The sequence below is a fragment of the Acidovorax sp. 22279 genome (genome assembly GCF_052045435.1).
GTDB classification, from domain to species: domain Bacteria; phylum Pseudomonadota; class Gammaproteobacteria; order Burkholderiales; family Burkholderiaceae_C; genus Acidovorax; species Acidovorax delafieldii.
Genome location: NZ_JBQEOV010000009.1, coordinates 26,447 through 42,439 on the forward strand (window position 1 = coordinate 26,447; position 15,993 = coordinate 42,439).

The window sequence follows — 15,993 nt, forward strand, 5'->3', positions numbered from 1 at the left end:
CCATGCGCATGCGCAAAAAAACCGACCTGCCGCAAAAGACCTGCCAACACTGCGGCCTGCCCTTCACCTGGCGCAAGAAGTGGGAGAAGGTATGGGACGAGGTGAAGTACTGCTCCGACCGCTGCCGCAGCGAACGCAAGCGCACCGACAAGTCCGCAGGGGAGGGCGCAGCATGAGCACCGTGCTGTTCTGGTTTCGTAACGACCTGCGCCTGCACGACCAACCCGCGCTGCGTGCAGCCCTCACCAGCGGTGCCACGCACCTGCTGTCCGTGGTGTGCCTGCCCGCGCCGGATGAATCCACGCCATGGGGCTTTGCTCGTGTAGGCGCGCACCGCCGGGCCTTCACCGCCGCCGCACTGCGCGGGCTGCAAGGGCAGATGAGCACACTGGGCAACCCACTGCTCATCTGCCAGGCCCCGCCTGCCACCGCCTTGCTGCAACTGGCCCAGGCCGTGGGTGCCACCACCGTGGTGTGTGAAGACATTGCCGCCCCCTACGAACAGGCCGAGGTGGCCGCACTGCGCGCAGCAGGTCTGCAGGTGCGCGCTGTGTGGCACAGCAGCTTGCTGCCCCCGGCGCGCATGCCCTGGCCGGTGGACCAGTTGCCCGGCGTGTTCACCAGCTTTCGCCAGAAGATAGAGCGCGCAGGCATCACCCCTGCCGCACCATTGCCGCTACCGACCAAACTGCCCCCGCCACCCAATGTGCCCGCGCATGTGCTGCAGGCCGTGGGGGCAGAGCAGGGCACGGCAGCCATCCTGCAACCCGCGCCGCCGCAGGGCAGCGATGCCCGCTCGTCCTTCCCCTACGGCACGCCTGCGTGTGATGGCAGCGAGGCCGCAGCGCTGGCCCATCTGGCCCAGTATCTGGCCCGCAAGCTGCCCCACAGCTACAAGGACACGCGCAACGGGCTCACGGGGCTTCATTACTCCAGCAAGTTCTCGCCCTGGCTGGCCACGGGTGGGCTGTCTCCGCGCCAGATCTATGCCGATCTGAAAAATTTCGAGCGCGACCATGGCGCCAATGACGGCACCTACTGGCTGTGGTTTGAGCTGCTGTGGCGCGATTACTTCCGGCTGCTGCACCTGCAATACGGCGCAGCGCTGTACCGGGCGCGGGGGCTGTCAGAACTGCCGCCCGCCCCACACAATCCACGCGGTTTTGACCGCTGGTGCCGGGGCGATACCGGCCAGCCTCTGGTCGATGCCGCCATGCGCGAGCTGGCCGCCACCGGCTACCTCAGCAACCGCCTGCGCCAGGTGGTTGCCAGCTACCTCATCTACGACCTGCACAGCGACTGGCGCGCGGGCGCGGCGTGGTTTGAATCGCAACTGGTGGACTACGACGTGTACAGCAACCAGGCCAACTGGCTCTACATCGCCGGGCGCGGCACCGACCCGCGCGGGGGGCGGCGTTTCAACCCCATCAAGCAGGCGCAAGACCACGACGCCGACGGCAGCTACCGCCGCCTATGGGGCACGGCATGAGTACCCCGCAACCGCGCACCCACACCCTGCGCCTGCTGCTGGGTGACCAGCTCAACCCCGCGCATTCATGGTTTGCCACGCCGGACGAGGGCGTGGTCTATGTGCTGATGGAAGTGCGGCAAGAGACCGACTATGTGCTGCACCACGCACAAAAGATCCTCGCCATTTTTGCCGCCATGCGCGACCTGGCCCGCCACCTGCGCGAGGCCGGGCACCGCGTGCGCTACGTGGCGATTGATGACGCCAGCAACCGCCAGTCGATGCCCGACAACCTGGCCGCCCTCATGGCCCACTACGGCGCGCGCACGCTGCAACACCAGCACCCCGACGAATGGCGGCTGGACGAGCAGCTGCGCACCTGGGGTGCAGAGCAAGCCTTTGCCGTGCAGGCCGTCAGCAGCGAGCACTTCTACACCACCCGCACCGAAATGGCCGAGGTGTTCCAAGGCCGTAAGCAATGGCTCATGGAGCACTTCTACCGCCGCATGCGCCAGCGCCACAGCGTGCTGATCGATGAAGCCGGAGAGCCTGAAGGCGGCCAATGGAACTACGACCACGATAACCGCAAGCCTTGGCCTGGCACGCCCGAATTGCCGCCCGACGCGCGCCCCACGCACGACCACAGCGCCCTGTGGGCCACTATCCAGGCCGCGGGCGTGCAAAGCTTTGGCAACCCGCAGGCCCGCGCGCTGCGCTGGCCGCTGAATCGGGCCGAGGCACTGGCGTGGCTCGATCACTTCATCACCACCACGCTGCCGCACTTTGGCGCGTATGAAGACGCCATGAGCACAAAGAGCAGCAGGCTCTTTCACTCCCTGCTGGCCTTTGCCCTCAACACCAAAATGCTGCGCCCGCAAGAGGTGGTGCAACGCGCCGCTGCTGCGTACCACGCAGGCGCTGCGCCCCTGCCTGCGGTGGAGGGCTTTGTCCGCCAGATCCTTGGCTGGCGCGAATATGTGCGCGGCATCTACTGGGCCCACATGCCCGGTTACGACGAGCGCAATGCCCTGGGCCACAGCACGCCGCTGCCAGAGTGGTTTTGGACGGGCAACACTCGCATGCGCTGCATGCAGCACGCCGTGGGCCAGTCGCTGGAGCATGCGTATGCCCACCACATCCAGCGCCTCATGGTCATCGGCAACTTTGCGCTGCTGGCGGGGCTCGACCCCACTGCCGTGCACCGCTGGTACCTGGGTGTGTATGTCGATGCCTTTGAATGGGTGGAAGTGCCCAACACCGTGGGCATGAGCCAGTTTGCCGACGGCGGCCTGCTCGCTACCAAACCCTATGTGAGTAGCGCTGCCTACATCGACCGCATGAGCGACTACTGCAGCGGATGCCACTACGACAAAAAACAAAAAGTGGGTGAGCGCGCCTGCCCGTACAACGCGCTGTACTGGGACTTCTTCGCACGCAACGAGGGCACGCTGGGCAACAACTTCCGCTTGGGCATGGTGTACCGCCAGTTGCAGAAGATGCAGGGCTCGCAGCTCGATGCGCTGCGCGAGCATGCGGCCAGCCTGCGCACGCGGCTGGATGCGCTGTAGCCCGCTTGCCGAACCACCCCACGACACCCTCACCGCAGGACCGCGCCATGTCTCAAGCACAACCCACCGCAACGCCGTTCACCTCTTTGCAGTCGCTGCCTGATGGCTACCACGCCCTGGTCATCGGCTCCACGGGTGGCATCGGCAGTGCCTTCCTCGCCCACCTGCAGACCGATCCGCGCTGCGCCTTGGCCGTGGGCCTGGGCCGCCACACCCAGCCGGCCGTCGATTTGGACGACGAGGCCACCATCGCCGCAGCAGCCCAGCAGCTCAAGGCACAGGGACCATGGCACTGCATCATCCACGCCGCAGGCCTGCTGCACGGTCCCCACGGCATGCCTGAAAAGCGCCTGGGCCAGTTGAACTACGCGCAGATGGAAGCCACCTTCCGCACCAACACTTTCGGCCCCGCGCTGGTGCTGGCCCACTTTGCACCGCTGCTGCCCAAGCAGGAGCGAGGCCTGCTGGCGGTGCTCTCGGCCAAGGTGGGCAGCATTGGCGACAACCGCCTGGGCGGCTGGTACAGCTACCGCGCCAGCAAGGCCGCGCTCAACATGCTGGTCAAAACGGCGTCCATCGAAGTGGCCCGCACCCACCCGCAGGCCGTGCTGGTGGCGCTGCACCCGGGCACCGTCAACTCGGCCTTGTCGGCCCCTTTCAATGGCGCAGAAATAGGCCGTCCGGCGGCGGATGCGGCGGGCGACATGCTGCGGGTGCTGGATGGGCTCGCGCCCGAGGAGACGGGCAGCTTCTACGCCTACAGTGGCGCGCCACTCCCCTGGTAAGCGTGCCGCGCGGTGTTATGGTTTTGATACTGCTTGCGTACCAGCAGTAAGCGCTGGCAGGCCATTTGCTCCAAGGCGCGCCATGTGCCACTGTCCGTGCGCGACCGCCGTATGGCTTGCATGCAGAATGCCGCATGCATTCCACCCCATCGCCCGACACGATCCTGTTTGCCTCCCACACCACGGCCTCAGCCGCGTCCGTGACGCAGTGGGTAGAACGCCACTACGGCCTGCCCGTGCAGCAGTGCTACCTGATCCGCCGCAACCTCAATGACAACTACGCTGTGCGAACAGCGGACGGCAGCCGCTACGTGGCAAGGCTCTGCGCCATCCGACCGCGCGGTCCGTTCAACGTAGATTTTGAGGTCGCACTGCTGGCACATCTGGAAGCGCAGGGCGTGGGTGTGGCCTCTCCGGTGTTGGCTGCGAACGGCACGATCAGCGTGACCCTTTCGTTCCCGGAGGGCCCTCGTGTGCTGGTCCTCTTCCGTCACTGCGATGGCGCTGTGCCGGATACCCCCGAAGACCTGCACCTGACCGGCGCCACGCTGGCCCAGATTCACAGAGCCGCGCAAAGCTACACCGGCCCCGCAAGCCTCTACGTACTGGACGGCCACCATCTGGCGGGCCGCACGCTGGAGTACCTTGCCGCCCATCCTGAGGTGGCCCCCACCGTGCTGGATGCCTACCGCGAACTGATCCACCGCCTTCTGGGTGAGCTGGCGGATGTTGAAAGCACCTTGACCCGTGTGATGTGCCACGGCGACACGCATGGTTTCAACAACCATGTGTACACCGATGCCGAGGGTGTGCGCCGTGCCGCCTTCTTCGACTTTGATGACGCCGGGCCGGGGTTCCTGGCTTATGACCTGTGTGTATGGCTGTGGTCGAACCTGCCGCGCAAGGCCCCCATGGAGCCCGACGAAGCCTTGCTGAAGCGTTGGCAGCAGTACCTGGCTGGCTACCGCGCAGGTGGCGGTCATGTCACCGATGCCGACCTCGCCGCCCTGCCGCTCTTCGTGCAATTGAGGCACCTGTGGAACATGGGGGAGGGCGTGGCGCGCATCCACCACTGGGGCGCCAACATGATGTCTGCCGACTGGATCAAGAAGCAGCCGGATGTGATGGCCGCCTGGGCCCGCCTGGATTTGCCCGCTTGATGGGCCTTGGCCGAGCCCCGATGGGTTGCGCTGGCACCCAGGCTCAGGTCATGTGGCGTGGGGCCACTGGATGCGTCAGTTGCTGCGCATCGCTGGGGTCTTGCTCCAGGCTGTACGGGACCGAGAGAAAGGCCACGCTGAACACAAAAAACAGCGTGGCGGACACGGCCCGGGCGATGGGGAGCACAAAGTTCTTGAGGTCGGTGTTCATGGTGGTTCCTGCAGCGGCTAGAGGTGGAGAAGGGTCGGGGTCAGATGCCGCCTTGACCCTTGCCGCCATGTTGCCGGTACCAGGCTGAACAGGTGCTGAACAGGTGCTGGGCGGCGCTTGCCCACCGCCTACTTGTAGTTCTCCCGGCGCTCTCCAAACTCCCTCACCCGCTTGCGCCACGCCCTGTAGCTGCCCGGCGCCAGGTGCGTGCGCATCAGCACCTTGACTTGATCGTGGTGCAGGCCGTGGACGGCGCGGATCTGCGCAAAGCTCACGTGGTCGCTCAGCGCCATCTGGATGATCTCGCCCACGGTGGCGGCGTCCAGCGGCGCGCTCGGGTGGGTGCTCGGCAAGTCGGCGGCGCGCGGTGTGGTCATGGTCAGATTGTTCAGGTGGTGGCGCGAGGGTAGTGCGCCTGCTTTCACCTTGCGCTGCGGTGGCCCTTTCACCCTTGCCATGCAAGCCCTCCCCGACCCCTTGGTGCGTGCGTTCAGCGATCTAACGCCAGCCCCTCGGCCAGCGCCTCAAACACCACCCGAATCCGCCGTGATGTGCGCAGCTCGCGGTGCGACACCAGCCAGACGGGAAAACGCACCGGCGCCACATCGTCCAGCACGCGGACGATGCCCGGCGTTTCGCGGGCGATCTCGTCCATCATGGCGCCAATGCCCATGCCCTGGCGCACCAGCGCCCAGTGGGCGGCGGTGTGGTCGGCGTAGCAGGTGAAGTTGTCTTCGCTCAGGCTCAAACCGTACTGACGCAGATACGCAAGGTACTGGCCGTTGCGGTCTGAACCCACAAACTCCGCATTCACAGCGTCCTCCGCGCTGCGGGGGTGGCCGTGGGCCTGAACCCAGCTCTCCGACGCGTAAAAGCAAGCCCGGGCCTCGCGCACCAGGCGCGCGATCAGCTCGGGCTGCTCGGGCTGAACGTGGCGGATGGCAATGTCGGCCTCGCGGCGCAGCAGGTCGCTCAGCGCGTTGGAGGCGATGACTTCCACTGCAATGCCTGGCTCCCGTGCCCGCAAGCGTTGCAAGATCGGGGGCAGCAAGTGCGTCGCCACTACATCGGTGGCTGACACCGACACCACGCCCCCCACCGCCTGCGACCGCCCGCTGGCGGCAAGGCCCAGGGCCTCTGCAGCAGTGCCCATGGCGCGGGCGTGTTCCAGCAGGTCCAGCCCGGTGGGCGTGAGCACCATGGATTTGCCCACGCGCTCAAACAGGGTCACGCCCATCTGCTGCTCAATGGCCGCCACCTGCCGGCTCAGGGTGGGCTGGGTCAGGCCCAGCTTGCGCGCGGCGGCAGACAGCGAGCCGGTCTGCGCCGTTTGCAAAAACGCCTTCAGTTGGTTCCAGTCGAGGTTATCCATGCGTAAACGTATATGTTCACTGCAATTTACCGCAGTTTCCTGAGCTTCAATGCATGGATAGCATCTGGGTGTTGCTCATTGCACTTGCCTCCACAAACTGCCTCTTTACCTCGCCGCTTCAGCACTTCACCCGGTCTGCACACCATGTCGTCTTCTGCCATTGCTCCCGTCTCCCGCGCATTGCCCTCCGCCGCCACCCCGCCGGCTGCGTCAGCCAAAGCGCGCTTCTGGGACCGCATTGCACCCAAGTACGCCGCCGACCCCATTGCCGACCTGGCAGGGTACGAGGCCACCTTGCAGCGCGTGCAAGGCCTGCTGTCGCCCCAGCATGACGTGCTGGAGATTGGCTGCGGCACCGGCAGCACGGCGCTGCGGCTGGCGCCATTCACCCGCAGCCTGCTGGCCACCGATGTGTCGTCGCAGATGATCGCCATCGCCCACCAGCGGCTGGCCGCGCAACCGTCAGCAGCCTTACGCTTCGCCGTGGCCGACGCAGAGGCCATGGCCCCAGGGCCAGAGGTGTACGACGCGGTGCTGGCCTTCAACGTGCTGCACCTGATGAGCGATCTGGACGACGCGCTCAGGCAACTGGTGAAGGTGCTGCGCCCGGGTGGGCTGCTGATCTCCAAGACCGCCTGCATCGCAGAGATGAACCCGCTAATCCCCTACCTGGCCGTGCCCCTGATGCGCGCCATCGGCAAGGCCCCGCCGGTGCTGTCCTTTGACGAACAGCGGCTCCGCTCGGCCATGGTGCAGCAGGGCCTGCAAATCGTCTGCACCGAGCGGCACGGCACGCGCGGCAAGGACATCCGCGCCTTCATCGTGGCCCGCAAACCGGGCTGAGTTTTACCCATCCACTTCAGCACAGCCTGGCGACTTTGCAAGGCCGCCGGGCGGAGCCTTGCCCACGGATGTGCTGCCAGTCCCCTGCGTTCATCCCATGCGCCGCAGAAGGGTCCCCAGATATTCGATTTGCTGCGGCCCTGCCGTCATCACCCACCTCTTGCCCCCACGGCTCCGCTCGCTCACCCACAACCCCCCATCAATGCCACTCACACCATGAACCATCGCAACCACCCCCTGTCTCTCACCTCCGCCGCTGGCCTCGTCGCCGCTGTGGCGTTCCTCACCGGCTGCGCGTCCACCCTCGACCAGGCAGGCCTGGAGCAGCGCACGGGGCAAGCCATCGGGCGCACGGCAGGCCAGTTCACCATCACCGACCGGCAGGAGGAAACCGGTGGCCGCATCAACTACACCGTCAACACCCGCGACGGCGCCAGCTACCGGTGCTATCTGTACGGCGCAACGGGCTTTCAGAAAGCCATGAGCTTCGGCCAGACACCCCATTCCGACGCCATCTGCACCGCCATGGTGGGCGGCGCGGGCACTGGTGGCGCCCAGGCACCGGCAACGGCCGCTCAGCCACAGGGCCGCGCTGCGCCCAAGGAATGCAATGCGCTGCTGCGCACGGCGGGCCGCTGCTAAGAGCGGCTGACAAAACTCTTCTGGCGTCGTTGCTGTGTCTTGTCGTACTGCTCGTACTGCCTGCGACACAGCGCCTAGCCAGAACCGCTTCGCTGAGCTTTGTTAGCCGCTCTCAATGGCAGCGCGCTGCTTTGGCCTGCGGGCCACGAACCCGAATGCAAAGGACTTGAGACCATGAACCGATGGCACTGGGCCAGCCTGCTGCTGGCAGTCTGCTTGAGCGGTTGCGCAAGCTTGCCCGGCGCCACCACCGACACGGTGGACGGGCGCACGGTGGAATATGTGCAGGCGGGGCAGGGCACCCCCGTGGTGGTGTTTGAGAACGGGCTGGGCGCCCGGCTGGACTGGTGGTCCAAGGTCTGGCCCGACACCGTGGCAGAAACCCGCGCGCTGGCCTACAACCGCGCGGGTTACGGCCGCAGCGATGCGTCCTCCCAGCCGCGCGATGGGGCGCAGGTAGTGCAAGAGCTGCGGGCATTGCTCAGGGCCCGCCAGCTACCGCCGCCCTATGTGCTGGTCGGTCACTCGCTGGGCGGCCTGTACATGCAGCTGTACGCGCGCCAATACCCCGCAGAGGTGGCGGCGCTGGTGCTGGTGGACTCCACCCACCCCGAGCAGATGCGGGGGGCTGGCAACCCCGACCTGTGGCCGACCTGGCTGAAAGTGGCCTTCCGCCTGGGCACCTCTGACGTGGTCAAACAAGAGCTGGCAGCGCTGGACGCCACAGGGCAGCGCGTTGTCAGCCTGCCGGTGGACCCAACCCTGCCCGTGTTTGTGCTCAGCGCACTGCAAACCCCGGGGGCGTCATCTGCGCTGGCCGAAGAGGTGCGCCAAAAACGCGCCGACTTCGCCCACCTCTACCCCGGCTCCACCCAGGTGTGGGTGGACAGCGGGCACGGCATCCCCCTGGAGAAGCCCGAAGCTGTGGTCAGCGCAATTCGCGCAGCACTGCAAGCGGCCCGCGCGCTTCGCTGAAGGCGGAGGCGGCCACGCCTGTGGCAATTTCATCGTGGCGTGGCAACCAAACCCCATGCCAGAATGAAACGATGAGCACCACCACCTCCTCCTTCCAATCCAACGCAGACGGCACCCAGGTCACCACCTACACCTGGGCCCAAACCCTGGGTCAACCAGTGGGCGTCGTTCAAATCTCCCACGGCCTTGCCGAGCATGGCGAGCGCTACGACCGCTTTGCGCGGGCCCTCAACGCCGCAGGCTTCATCGTCCACGCCGTGGACCATCGCGGCCACGGGCGCACTGCTGGTGGGCGGCTGGGGCACTTTGGCAGCGCAGGGTTCAGCGGCCTCATTGCCGACGTGGCGCAGTTCGGCGCACTGCTGCGCGCGCAGCATGGGCCGCAGCAGCTCCCGCTCTTTTTGTTCGGCCACTCCATGGGCTCGTTCGCAGCGCAGGCGGCCATCCTGGACCATTCATCCACCTGGTCCGGCGTCATCCTGTCAGGCTCCACCGCCCTCGATCTGCTCGCCGCCGCCATGGCCAACGCCCCCGCCGATGCGCCCGCTGGGCTCGCCGCTTTTAACGCAGGCTTTGAGCACCGCACCGGCTACGAATGGCTGTCGCGCGACGCTGCGGAGGTCGATGCCTACGTGGCCGACCCGTGGTGCGGCTGGGACGTACCGCTCGACGTGATTCCCTCACTCTTCGCCCCCGCCCCCCGGCTGGCCGACCCTGCGCAACTCGCGCGCATTCGCAGCGACCTGCCCGTCCTCATCGCGTCTGGCGATGCGGACCCGCTGGCCGCAGGCGGGGTATTGATTCAGCAACTGGGGCAGCGGTATCGGGACGCCGGTGTGGCCGATGTCACGGTCAAGCTGTACCCGGCGGCGCGACATGAAATCTTGAATGAGACGAATCGGGATGAGGTGACGGGGGATGTCGTTGCGTGGCTGCGGGAGCGCGTTGACTTCGCGTAGTCGATGCTCGACGCCGTGGTGGCGATCTGGTCGATGCCTGTTTTCGGCCAAGAGCAGTCGGTTGCGGCAACTTAAAGACAAGGCCAGCAGTGACCTAAGCGAGCGCATGCTCTTGGAGCATCCGTGTCGACTTACATGTAAGACATCACGCCTCGGCCAGCGCGCTTCTGCTGGCATGCGCCAGCACAAGAACAAGGATGAACGGCAGCGAAAAGATCGGGGAGAGGAACATGAGTATCACTACAGCTGGCCAAAGCAGGAGCAGTAGGAAAAAAGAAGTCCACCTGACTAACACGTGCACGTCTGTGTGCCCCGTCCAGAGTCCTCTAGAAATTACCAAACTCAAGAACGCGAGGAGAGCTTCTAGTCCAGCCGGCCAGCCGAGATGCCCAAAGCCGCCTATCGAGTTGGCCTGAAAGGCAACTAGCCCAGCCATTGCGCAGGCCAACATTGCCCAGCCGATTGACAAATGCTTGCGGGCCGGTCTTGTCATAGTGTTCAACGTGATGCCTCCCACAACACCTGCGAGATAAACTGGATTTTGAGGGGTATTCTCAAATCTGACTCCCCCTGGAGTTGGCTTGCAGATTGAGCTTGCGGTCAGTGGTACCGTTCAAAAGCACAGGCATGAGTTTCCTACAAACCGGCAAGCATCAATTCAGCAAGCAATAGCTTGCCAATACGAAGGCTGCGAGCACTGCGATCCCGCGGTTTGGACTACTAGGCAGCGGGTGCTGAACGAACGGCAGCTTGGGGCAGTTTCGCCCAACGGCTGCTCAGGGCCCAAAGCGGAACTGCGAATCGTCCTAAAGACTAAGAGAAAACTCGATCCCAATCCGGTCGGTAGTCGCTACCACGCACTCGCCTCCAAAGTCTTGTGTGGTGTCTCGAATCAGCACTCCAGACTGGAGGAGCTGAGCGTCATGCTCGCTAAACACAATCTGTACTGACTGTTGACCTAAAACCACTCTGGAATCTTCGAGGAAATGTCGGTAGGCTGGATGTCGGTCAAACGCAACCTCCTCGTCTAAGTAGTAATCAACACCCACAACATCTCCGCTGGCATCCCTTAGGTAGTCATAGAAGGTGCCCCCAAGTTGATTTTCAGCTTCTACTGCTGAAGCCAGATCTGCGGCGCCACAAGCTTTGCGGGACCAAATGACATGCTTCATGGTTTCTCCAAGGTCCGCTTGTGGCCGATAGTACGTGTTCGATGGCAATCGTCGGATGATGGCAACCACTGCCAAGCAGCCAGAACCCCGAGCATTCAATTTCGTCGGCCACTGAGCTATATCTACCGACCCCGCACCGCTCGCCCCCTCCGCGCACCCCCCGCCACCTGACAAGCCCTCCGATACGCCCGCAGCGTCACCTCCGCCCGCTGCATCACCGTGTCCTCCACCGTGGCCGCTCCCCCGGCCAGTTCATCGGCCTGCGCCTGCAGCAGCTCCGCCGGGCTCATGCCCGATGCCTCGCCCGTCAGCAGCGCAATGCCTTCGCTCACATGCCCCATGGTGTAGACATGGAACAGCCCGCGCTCCACCGCGTCCAGCACGCTGCGGTCCAGCATCAGGTGGCGCTGGTTGCGGGCGGGGATCAGCACGCCGTGGGTGCCGTCCAGCCCGGCCGTTGTGCAGGCGCGGAACCAGCCTTCGATCTTTTCATTGATGCCGCCCACGGGCAGCACCTCGCCGTGTTGGTTGAGCGCGCCGGTCACTGCAATGCCCTGGCGCAGGGGCAGGCCTGACAGGCTGGACAGCAGCGCGTACAGCTCGGCGCACGAGGCCGAGTCGCCTTCCACGCCGCTGTATTCCTGCTCGAACACGATGGACGCATTCAGCGCCAGCGGGGCCACGTGGCTGAACAGGGCCGTCAGGTAGCTGTGCAGGATCAGCACGCCCTTGTCGTGGATGGGGCCGGACATATCGACCTCGCGCTCGATGTTGAGCAGGCCCTCTTGCCCGGCAAAGGTGCGCGCGGTGATGCGCACCGGAAAGCCAAACCGGTAGTCGCCCAGGTCAATCTGCGTCATGGCGTTGATCTGGCCGGTGATGGAGCCTGCCAGCGAGATCAGGCGCTCACCTTCGGTGATGGACTCGTGCAGTTCTTCTTCGGGCTGGTTGTGGCGCAGGGTGCGGGCGGCCAGGGCGGCTTGCACGTCGGCGGCTTGCACCAGGGTGCCTGTGCGGGCCTGGCACAGGGCGGCGCTTTCGATGGCGAGTGCCTCGGTGTGGGCAAAGCGCGCGCTTTGGCGGCCTTGGTCGTCGGCCTCGCGGTGTGATTGCTCCAACAGCAGGGCCACGGCGCCGGCGGCAAAGTGGGGCAGGCCGCGCTTTTTGCAGACTTGCGCGACCAGGATGGCTGAGGACTGGTGGGTGCCGGGGGTGGCGATGAACCGGTCTGAAAAGTCCACCTTGACGCGAAAGCGGCGCGCGGCGTCGGGGTCGGCATCTTGCAGGGCGTAGTACTCCTCTACCGACCCGATCAGCACGATCTTCACATCCACGTCCACCGGCTCGGGCTGCAGTGCCACGGCGCCGCCGGGCGCATGGGCGGGGCCGCCACCGCCGCCGTCCTCGATCTGCAAACGCCCGCAGCGCAGAAAGCGGCGCAGGCGCGGCCACAGGCCTTCTTCGGCGGCCAGGTCGTGCAGGTGCAGCAGGATGAAGCCGCCATGGGCCTTGAGCAGGCTGCCCGCGTGAATGCTGGCGTGGTCGGCCTGCACGGTGTCGGCGTCTGCGCCGTGTTCGATGCTGCCGAACAGGGTGCGGGCCGTGGGGTTGTCTTCCACCACCACCGGGGCGCTGGTGCGGCCGTGGTTGTCCACCACCACGTTCACCTGGCAGCGGGCCAGCAGGTCGTCCAGCGCGTCCTTGCGGTCGTCCTCTGCGTCCTGGCCTTGGTCGGTGTCGCCAGGCTCGAACAGGTCGATGTGGTCCAGCACGGCGCGCTCCACCTGGTCCAGCCACTGCGTGAGCTTGACGGCGTCTTTGATCTGCTTGCGCAGGCCTTGGCGGATGCCGTGCAGCGCGTGCTCCACCAGGGGCTTGATGGTCTGGCGGCGCAGGGCGGCCAGGGCATCGTCGCGCGCGCGCTCCAGCGGGCGGGTGGTTTCCAGAAACTTGGCGATCTCTGCGCGCAGCTCCAGCTCGGCGGCGTCGATCTCGGCGCGGCGCTCGCGGGGCAGGGCGCGTGCTTCACCCTCGGTCAGCGGCTGGCCCTTGGGGCCGGTGAGGGTGAACACCATGTGCCCGGCCTCGCGGCTCAGGCGGAACTGGCGCGCCTCGGCAAATGCGTCCAGCGCTGCAAAGGCTTCGTTCTCTTGGGTTTGCCAGGTCTTCTCGATGCGCTCGGCCTCGGCCTTGAAGTCGGGGCTGGTCAGGCGCTTGGGGATGTCGGCCTGCAGGCTGCGTGCCATGTCGGCCAGGCCCTGGCGCAGCAGGCGGCCCTCGCCTGCGGGCAGGCGCAGCGCGCGGGGGCGGTCGGGCTGGTCAAAGTGGTGCAGGTAGCACAGGTCGGGCGGCACCGCGCGTTTTGCGGCCTCGGCCTGCATGGCCTGGCGCAACAGTGACGCCCGCCCGCTGCCCACTTCGCCCAGCACAAACAGGTGGTAGTCCGGCTGCTGCATTGCCAGACCAAATTGCGCAGCGGCCTGGGCACGCTCTTGCCCGATCCAGGGCAGGGGCAGGTCTTGCAGCTCGGCGGTGCTGGCAAAGCCCAGCGTGGCGGGGTCTATGGTCAGACGCAACTGGTGGGGGGCAAGGGCAAATGCGGGCATTGATGTGGGTGTGGGACGGCGAAAGGGCGTAAGGGCAGAAGGACGGTGCGGAGGGCGTGGCAGGCAGCCGTGTAGCACCTGGCGACCAAAATATGAGCCAAAACGGGCAGATGCGCTAGTGCAATATGCCCTGGTTGCTATCAATAATGTAGTGAATGAAGCCGGGCGTGCAGGCCGCCCGGAGCCATTCGCTTTCCCGTTCGGATGCGCGATGGCATGGGCGTCTGCAGCGGCAACTGCATCAATGCGCCACCGGGCATACCCCGGCGGGCGCACCACCGGCCAGCGCGTGGCTGCGCGCATCGGCCAGTGCGGCGGCGGTGGGGGCCTCGGTGGGCCAGCCCGCCAGATGCTGTTGGGCCACGCGACTCAGCGCGGTGATCCAGTGGTGGTTGTCGTTCAAGCAGGGGATGTAGTGAAACTCTTTGCCCCCCGCGTGCAAGAAGGCCTCGCGCACTTCCATGTTGATTTCTTCCAGCGTCTCCAGGCAGTCACTGGTGAAGCCGGGGCACACCACGTCCACCCGCCGCGTCCCCGCCTTACCCAGCGCCTCGATGGTGGGCTGGGTGTAGGGCTCCAGCCACTTGGCCTTGCCAAAGCGCGACTGAAAGGTGATGCGGTAGCGCTCCTCGCGCAGGCCCAGGCGCTCGGCCAGCAGGCGGCCGGTTTTGCGGGCCTCGCAGTGGTAGGGGTCGCCCAGGTGCAGGGTGCGCTCGGGCACACCATGAAAGCTCATCACCAGCTGGTCGGGCTGGCCGTGGTGCTTCCAGTGCGTTTCGATGGTGCGGGCCAGGGCGTCGATGTAGCCGGGGGCGTCGTGGTAGTGGTTGACGAAGCGCAGCTCGGGCACGTTGCGTGTGGCGGCGGCCCAGGTGTAGACGGCGTCAAACACGCTGGCTGTGGTGGTGGCCGAGTACTGCGGGTACAGCGGCAGGATGAGGATACGCGTGGCGCCTTCGGCCTTGAGCGCATCGAGCTGGCTGGCGATGGACGGGTTGCCGTAGCGCATGGCGTGGCGCACCAGCACCGCGTGGCCTGCCTCGCCCAGCCAGCCGCGCAGCAGCGTGGCCTGCTTGGCCGTCCAGTGCGCCAGGGGCGAGCCCTCGGGCGTCCAGATGCTGGCGTATTTGGCGGCCGACTTGGCCGGGCGCGTGCGCAGGATGATGCCGTGCAGGATGGGCATCCACAGCAGCCTGGGGATCTCCACCACGCGGTGGTCACCCAGGAACTGCGCCAGATAGCGGCGCACGGCCGGGGCCGTGGGTTCGTCGGGCGTGCCCAGGTTGCACAGCAGCACAGCGGTGCGGTCGGCCTGGCCGTGGGTGAAAGGGGGTTCGGGGTGGAAGGAAGGCATGCGGCATTTTCACCCACGCGCCGGGCCAGTGCGGGCTGGGAGCCTATTTGCCGCCCGGCACACAGCCGCCTGCGAGATCAGTGCCGGGCATGGCGTCTTCAGGTGTTTTCAGCCCCTTTTTGGGGTGCATCGGGTATTCCCTGATGTGGTTATGAAACCGGTTTCATAAACTGGCGCCACTTTGGAATAACGACTGTCCACCGTGAATTACCAGTTCCAGTTCGATGCCGTGTTTGCCGCGTGGCCCTTGCTGCTCAAGGGCACCTGGATCACCGTGCAGCTGTCGCTCACCGCCACTTTGCTGGGGCTGGTGGTGGCCATCTTTTGCGCCTGGGGCAAGACCGGCGGGCCGGGCTGGCTGCGGTTTTTGATCAATGCGTACATCGAGGTCATCCGCAACACGCCGTTTCTGGTGCAGCTGTTTTTCTTCTTCTTTGCGCTGCCATCCATCGGCCTGCGCTGGTCGCCCTACACGGCGGCGCTGACAGCCATGGTGGTCAACCTGGGGGCGTATGCGGCCGAGATCGTGCGGGCGGGCATCGAGTCCATTCCCAAGGGGCAGATCGAGGCGGGCAAGGCCCTCAACCTCAAGCCGTGGGAGATCTTTCGGTTTGTCATCCTCAAGCCCGCGCTCAAGGCCATCTACCCGGCGCTCACCAGCCAGTTCATCTTGCTGATGCTCAGCTCGGCCGTGGTGTCGGTGATCTCGGCGGACGACCTGACCTCGGTGGCGGCCAACCTGCAGTCGCAGACCTTCCGCAGCTTTGAGATCTACATCGTGGTGACGGCCATCTACCTGGCGCTGGCGCTGAGTTTCTCGGCGCTGTTCAAGCTGATCTATCAGCGCGTCCTTAACTACCCAGACCGCCGATAAGGAG

General features: G+C 65.7%; 16 protein-coding genes. 10 read left to right on the top strand and 6 right to left on the bottom strand.

Going from position 1 to position 15,993, the window contains the following annotated elements; translation table 11 throughout:
• Window positions 1-2: 2 nt before the first annotated feature.
• The 5 genes from ACTJKQ_RS12945 (at window position 3) to ACTJKQ_RS12965 (ending at window position 4,981) form a co-directional block, all read left to right on the top strand.
• Window positions 3-176: a DUF2256 domain-containing protein gene (locus ACTJKQ_RS12945; protein ID WP_440597042.1), complete on the top strand. Its 174-nt coding sequence runs from the start codon at window positions 3-5 to the stop codon at window positions 174-176.
• Window positions 173-1,489 (top strand): DASH family cryptochrome, encoded by a 1,317-nt coding sequence (locus ACTJKQ_RS12950; protein WP_440597043.1) that lies wholly within the window; start codon window positions 173-175, stop codon window positions 1,487-1,489. Before ACTJKQ_RS12945 ends, ACTJKQ_RS12950 begins: the two co-directional genes overlap by 4 nt.
• Window positions 1,486-3,036, top strand: coding sequence for a cryptochrome/photolyase family protein (locus tag ACTJKQ_RS12955; protein ID WP_440597044.1), 1,551 nt, complete (start codon window positions 1,486-1,488; stop codon window positions 3,034-3,036). Before ACTJKQ_RS12950 ends, ACTJKQ_RS12955 begins: the two co-directional genes overlap by 4 nt.
• Window positions 3,037-3,083: 47 nt before the next feature.
• On the top strand, window positions 3,084-3,821 hold the full coding sequence (locus tag ACTJKQ_RS12960) for an SDR family NAD(P)-dependent oxidoreductase (protein ID WP_440597045.1): 738 nt from the start codon (window positions 3,084-3,086) through the stop codon (window positions 3,819-3,821).
• A gap of 134 nt (window positions 3,822-3,955) precedes the next feature.
• Window positions 3,956-4,981 (top strand): phosphotransferase enzyme family protein, encoded by a 1,026-nt coding sequence (locus tag ACTJKQ_RS12965; protein WP_440597046.1) that lies wholly within the window; start codon window positions 3,956-3,958, stop codon window positions 4,979-4,981.
• Between the two features lie 43 nt (window positions 4,982-5,024).
• On the opposite strand, the gene ACTJKQ_RS12970 is transcribed toward ACTJKQ_RS12965, so the two are convergent.
• The 3 genes from ACTJKQ_RS12970 to ACTJKQ_RS12980 all read right to left on the bottom strand — a co-directional run bounded on the left by ACTJKQ_RS12970 (window position 5,025) and on the right by ACTJKQ_RS12980 (window position 6,564).
• Window positions 5,025-5,192 (bottom strand): hypothetical protein, encoded by a 168-nt coding sequence (locus tag ACTJKQ_RS12970; RefSeq protein ID WP_156379521.1) that lies wholly within the window; start codon window positions 5,190-5,192, stop codon window positions 5,025-5,027.
• Between the two features lie 128 nt (window positions 5,193-5,320).
• A complete protein-coding gene (locus ACTJKQ_RS12975) occupies window positions 5,321-5,569 on the bottom strand; it encodes a DUF2805 domain-containing protein (protein WP_056747101.1) in 249 nt (82 codons plus the stop codon).
• Between the two features lie 113 nt (window positions 5,570-5,682).
• Window positions 5,683-6,564: a LysR family transcriptional regulator gene (locus ACTJKQ_RS12980; RefSeq protein WP_440597047.1), complete on the bottom strand. Its 882-nt coding sequence runs from the start codon at window positions 6,562-6,564 to the stop codon at window positions 5,683-5,685.
• A 144-nt stretch (window positions 6,565-6,708) separates the two neighbouring features.
• Here ACTJKQ_RS12980 and ACTJKQ_RS12985 point away from each other — a divergent pair, with 144 nt between their 5' ends.
• The 4 genes from ACTJKQ_RS12985 (at window position 6,709) to ACTJKQ_RS13000 (ending at window position 9,983) form a co-directional block, all read left to right on the top strand.
• A complete protein-coding gene (locus ACTJKQ_RS12985; protein WP_108498796.1) occupies window positions 6,709-7,407 on the top strand; it encodes a class I SAM-dependent methyltransferase in 699 nt (232 codons plus the stop codon).
• 216 nt (window positions 7,408-7,623) lie between these two features.
• A complete protein-coding gene (locus ACTJKQ_RS12990) occupies window positions 7,624-8,049 on the top strand; it encodes a hypothetical protein (RefSeq protein WP_440597048.1) in 426 nt (141 codons plus the stop codon).
• Window positions 8,050-8,223: 174 nt separating this feature from the next.
• On the top strand, window positions 8,224-9,024 hold the full coding sequence (locus ACTJKQ_RS12995; RefSeq protein ID WP_440597049.1) for an alpha/beta fold hydrolase: 801 nt from the start codon (window positions 8,224-8,226) through the stop codon (window positions 9,022-9,024).
• A 71-nt stretch (window positions 9,025-9,095) separates the two neighbouring features.
• Entirely contained in the window at window positions 9,096-9,983 is an 888-nt protein-coding gene (locus ACTJKQ_RS13000; protein WP_440597050.1) for a lysophospholipase, read from the top strand.
• Between the two features lie 806 nt (window positions 9,984-10,789).
• Here ACTJKQ_RS13000 and ACTJKQ_RS13005 read toward each other — a convergent pair.
• The 3 genes from ACTJKQ_RS13005 to hemH form a co-directional block, all read right to left on the bottom strand.
• A complete protein-coding gene (locus ACTJKQ_RS13005) occupies window positions 10,790-11,155 on the bottom strand; it encodes a hypothetical protein (RefSeq protein WP_440597051.1) in 366 nt (121 codons plus the stop codon).
• Window positions 11,156-11,277: 122 nt separating this feature from the next.
• Window positions 11,278-13,761, bottom strand: coding sequence for a Lon protease family protein (locus ACTJKQ_RS13010; RefSeq protein ID WP_440597052.1), 2,484 nt, complete (start codon window positions 13,759-13,761; stop codon window positions 11,278-11,280).
• A 241-nt stretch (window positions 13,762-14,002) separates the two neighbouring features.
• Window positions 14,003-15,115, bottom strand: coding sequence for a ferrochelatase (gene hemH, locus ACTJKQ_RS13015; RefSeq protein ID WP_395453776.1), 1,113 nt, complete (start codon window positions 15,113-15,115; stop codon window positions 14,003-14,005).
• 202 nt (window positions 15,116-15,317) lie between these two features.
• On the opposite strand from hemH, the gene ACTJKQ_RS13020 reads away from it, so the two are divergent.
• Complete coding sequence (locus ACTJKQ_RS13020; protein ID WP_015014910.1) at window positions 15,318-15,989, top strand: amino acid ABC transporter permease; 672 nt, start codon at window positions 15,318-15,320, stop codon at window positions 15,987-15,989.
• Window positions 15,990-15,993 lie beyond the last annotated feature (4 nt).

Bases quoted from the DNA above. Each gene is read 5' to 3' on its own strand.
- ACTJKQ_RS12965 (WP_440597046.1), top strand. From the start codon at position 3,956: ATGCATTCCACCCCATCGCCCGACACGATCCTGTTTGCCTCCCACACC.
- ACTJKQ_RS12970 (WP_156379521.1), bottom strand. From the start codon at position 5,192: ATGAACACCGACCTCAAGAACTTTGTGCTCCCCATCGCCCGGGCCGTG.
- ACTJKQ_RS12995 (WP_440597049.1), top strand. From the start codon at position 8,224: ATGAACCGATGGCACTGGGCCAGCCTGCTGCTGGCAGTCTGCTTGAGC.
- hemH (WP_395453776.1), bottom strand. From the start codon at position 15,115: ATGCCTTCCTTCCACCCCGAACCCCCTTTCACCCACGGCCAGGCCGAC.
- ACTJKQ_RS13000 (WP_440597050.1), top strand. From the start codon at position 9,096: ATGAGCACCACCACCTCCTCCTTCCAATCCAACGCAGACGGCACCCAG.
- ACTJKQ_RS13010 (WP_440597052.1), bottom strand. From the start codon at position 13,761: ATGCCCGCATTTGCCCTTGCCCCCCACCAGTTGCGTCTGACCATAGAC.
- ACTJKQ_RS13005 (WP_440597051.1), bottom strand. From the start codon at position 11,155: ATGAAGCATGTCATTTGGTCCCGCAAAGCTTGTGGCGCCGCAGATCTG.
- ACTJKQ_RS12950 (WP_440597043.1), top strand. From the start codon at position 173: ATGAGCACCGTGCTGTTCTGGTTTCGTAACGACCTGCGCCTGCACGAC.
- ACTJKQ_RS12960 (WP_440597045.1), top strand. From the start codon at position 3,084: ATGTCTCAAGCACAACCCACCGCAACGCCGTTCACCTCTTTGCAGTCG.
- ACTJKQ_RS12990 (WP_440597048.1), top strand. From the start codon at position 7,624: ATGAACCATCGCAACCACCCCCTGTCTCTCACCTCCGCCGCTGGCCTC.
- ACTJKQ_RS12955 (WP_440597044.1), top strand. From the start codon at position 1,486: ATGAGTACCCCGCAACCGCGCACCCACACCCTGCGCCTGCTGCTGGGT.
- ACTJKQ_RS12945 (WP_440597042.1), top strand. From the start codon at position 3: ATGCGCATGCGCAAAAAAACCGACCTGCCGCAAAAGACCTGCCAACAC.
- ACTJKQ_RS12985 (WP_108498796.1), top strand. From the start codon at position 6,709: ATGTCGTCTTCTGCCATTGCTCCCGTCTCCCGCGCATTGCCCTCCGCC.
- ACTJKQ_RS12980 (WP_440597047.1), bottom strand. From the start codon at position 6,564: ATGGATAACCTCGACTGGAACCAACTGAAGGCGTTTTTGCAAACGGCG.
- ACTJKQ_RS12975 (WP_056747101.1), bottom strand. From the start codon at position 5,569: ATGACCACACCGCGCGCCGCCGACTTGCCGAGCACCCACCCGAGCGCG.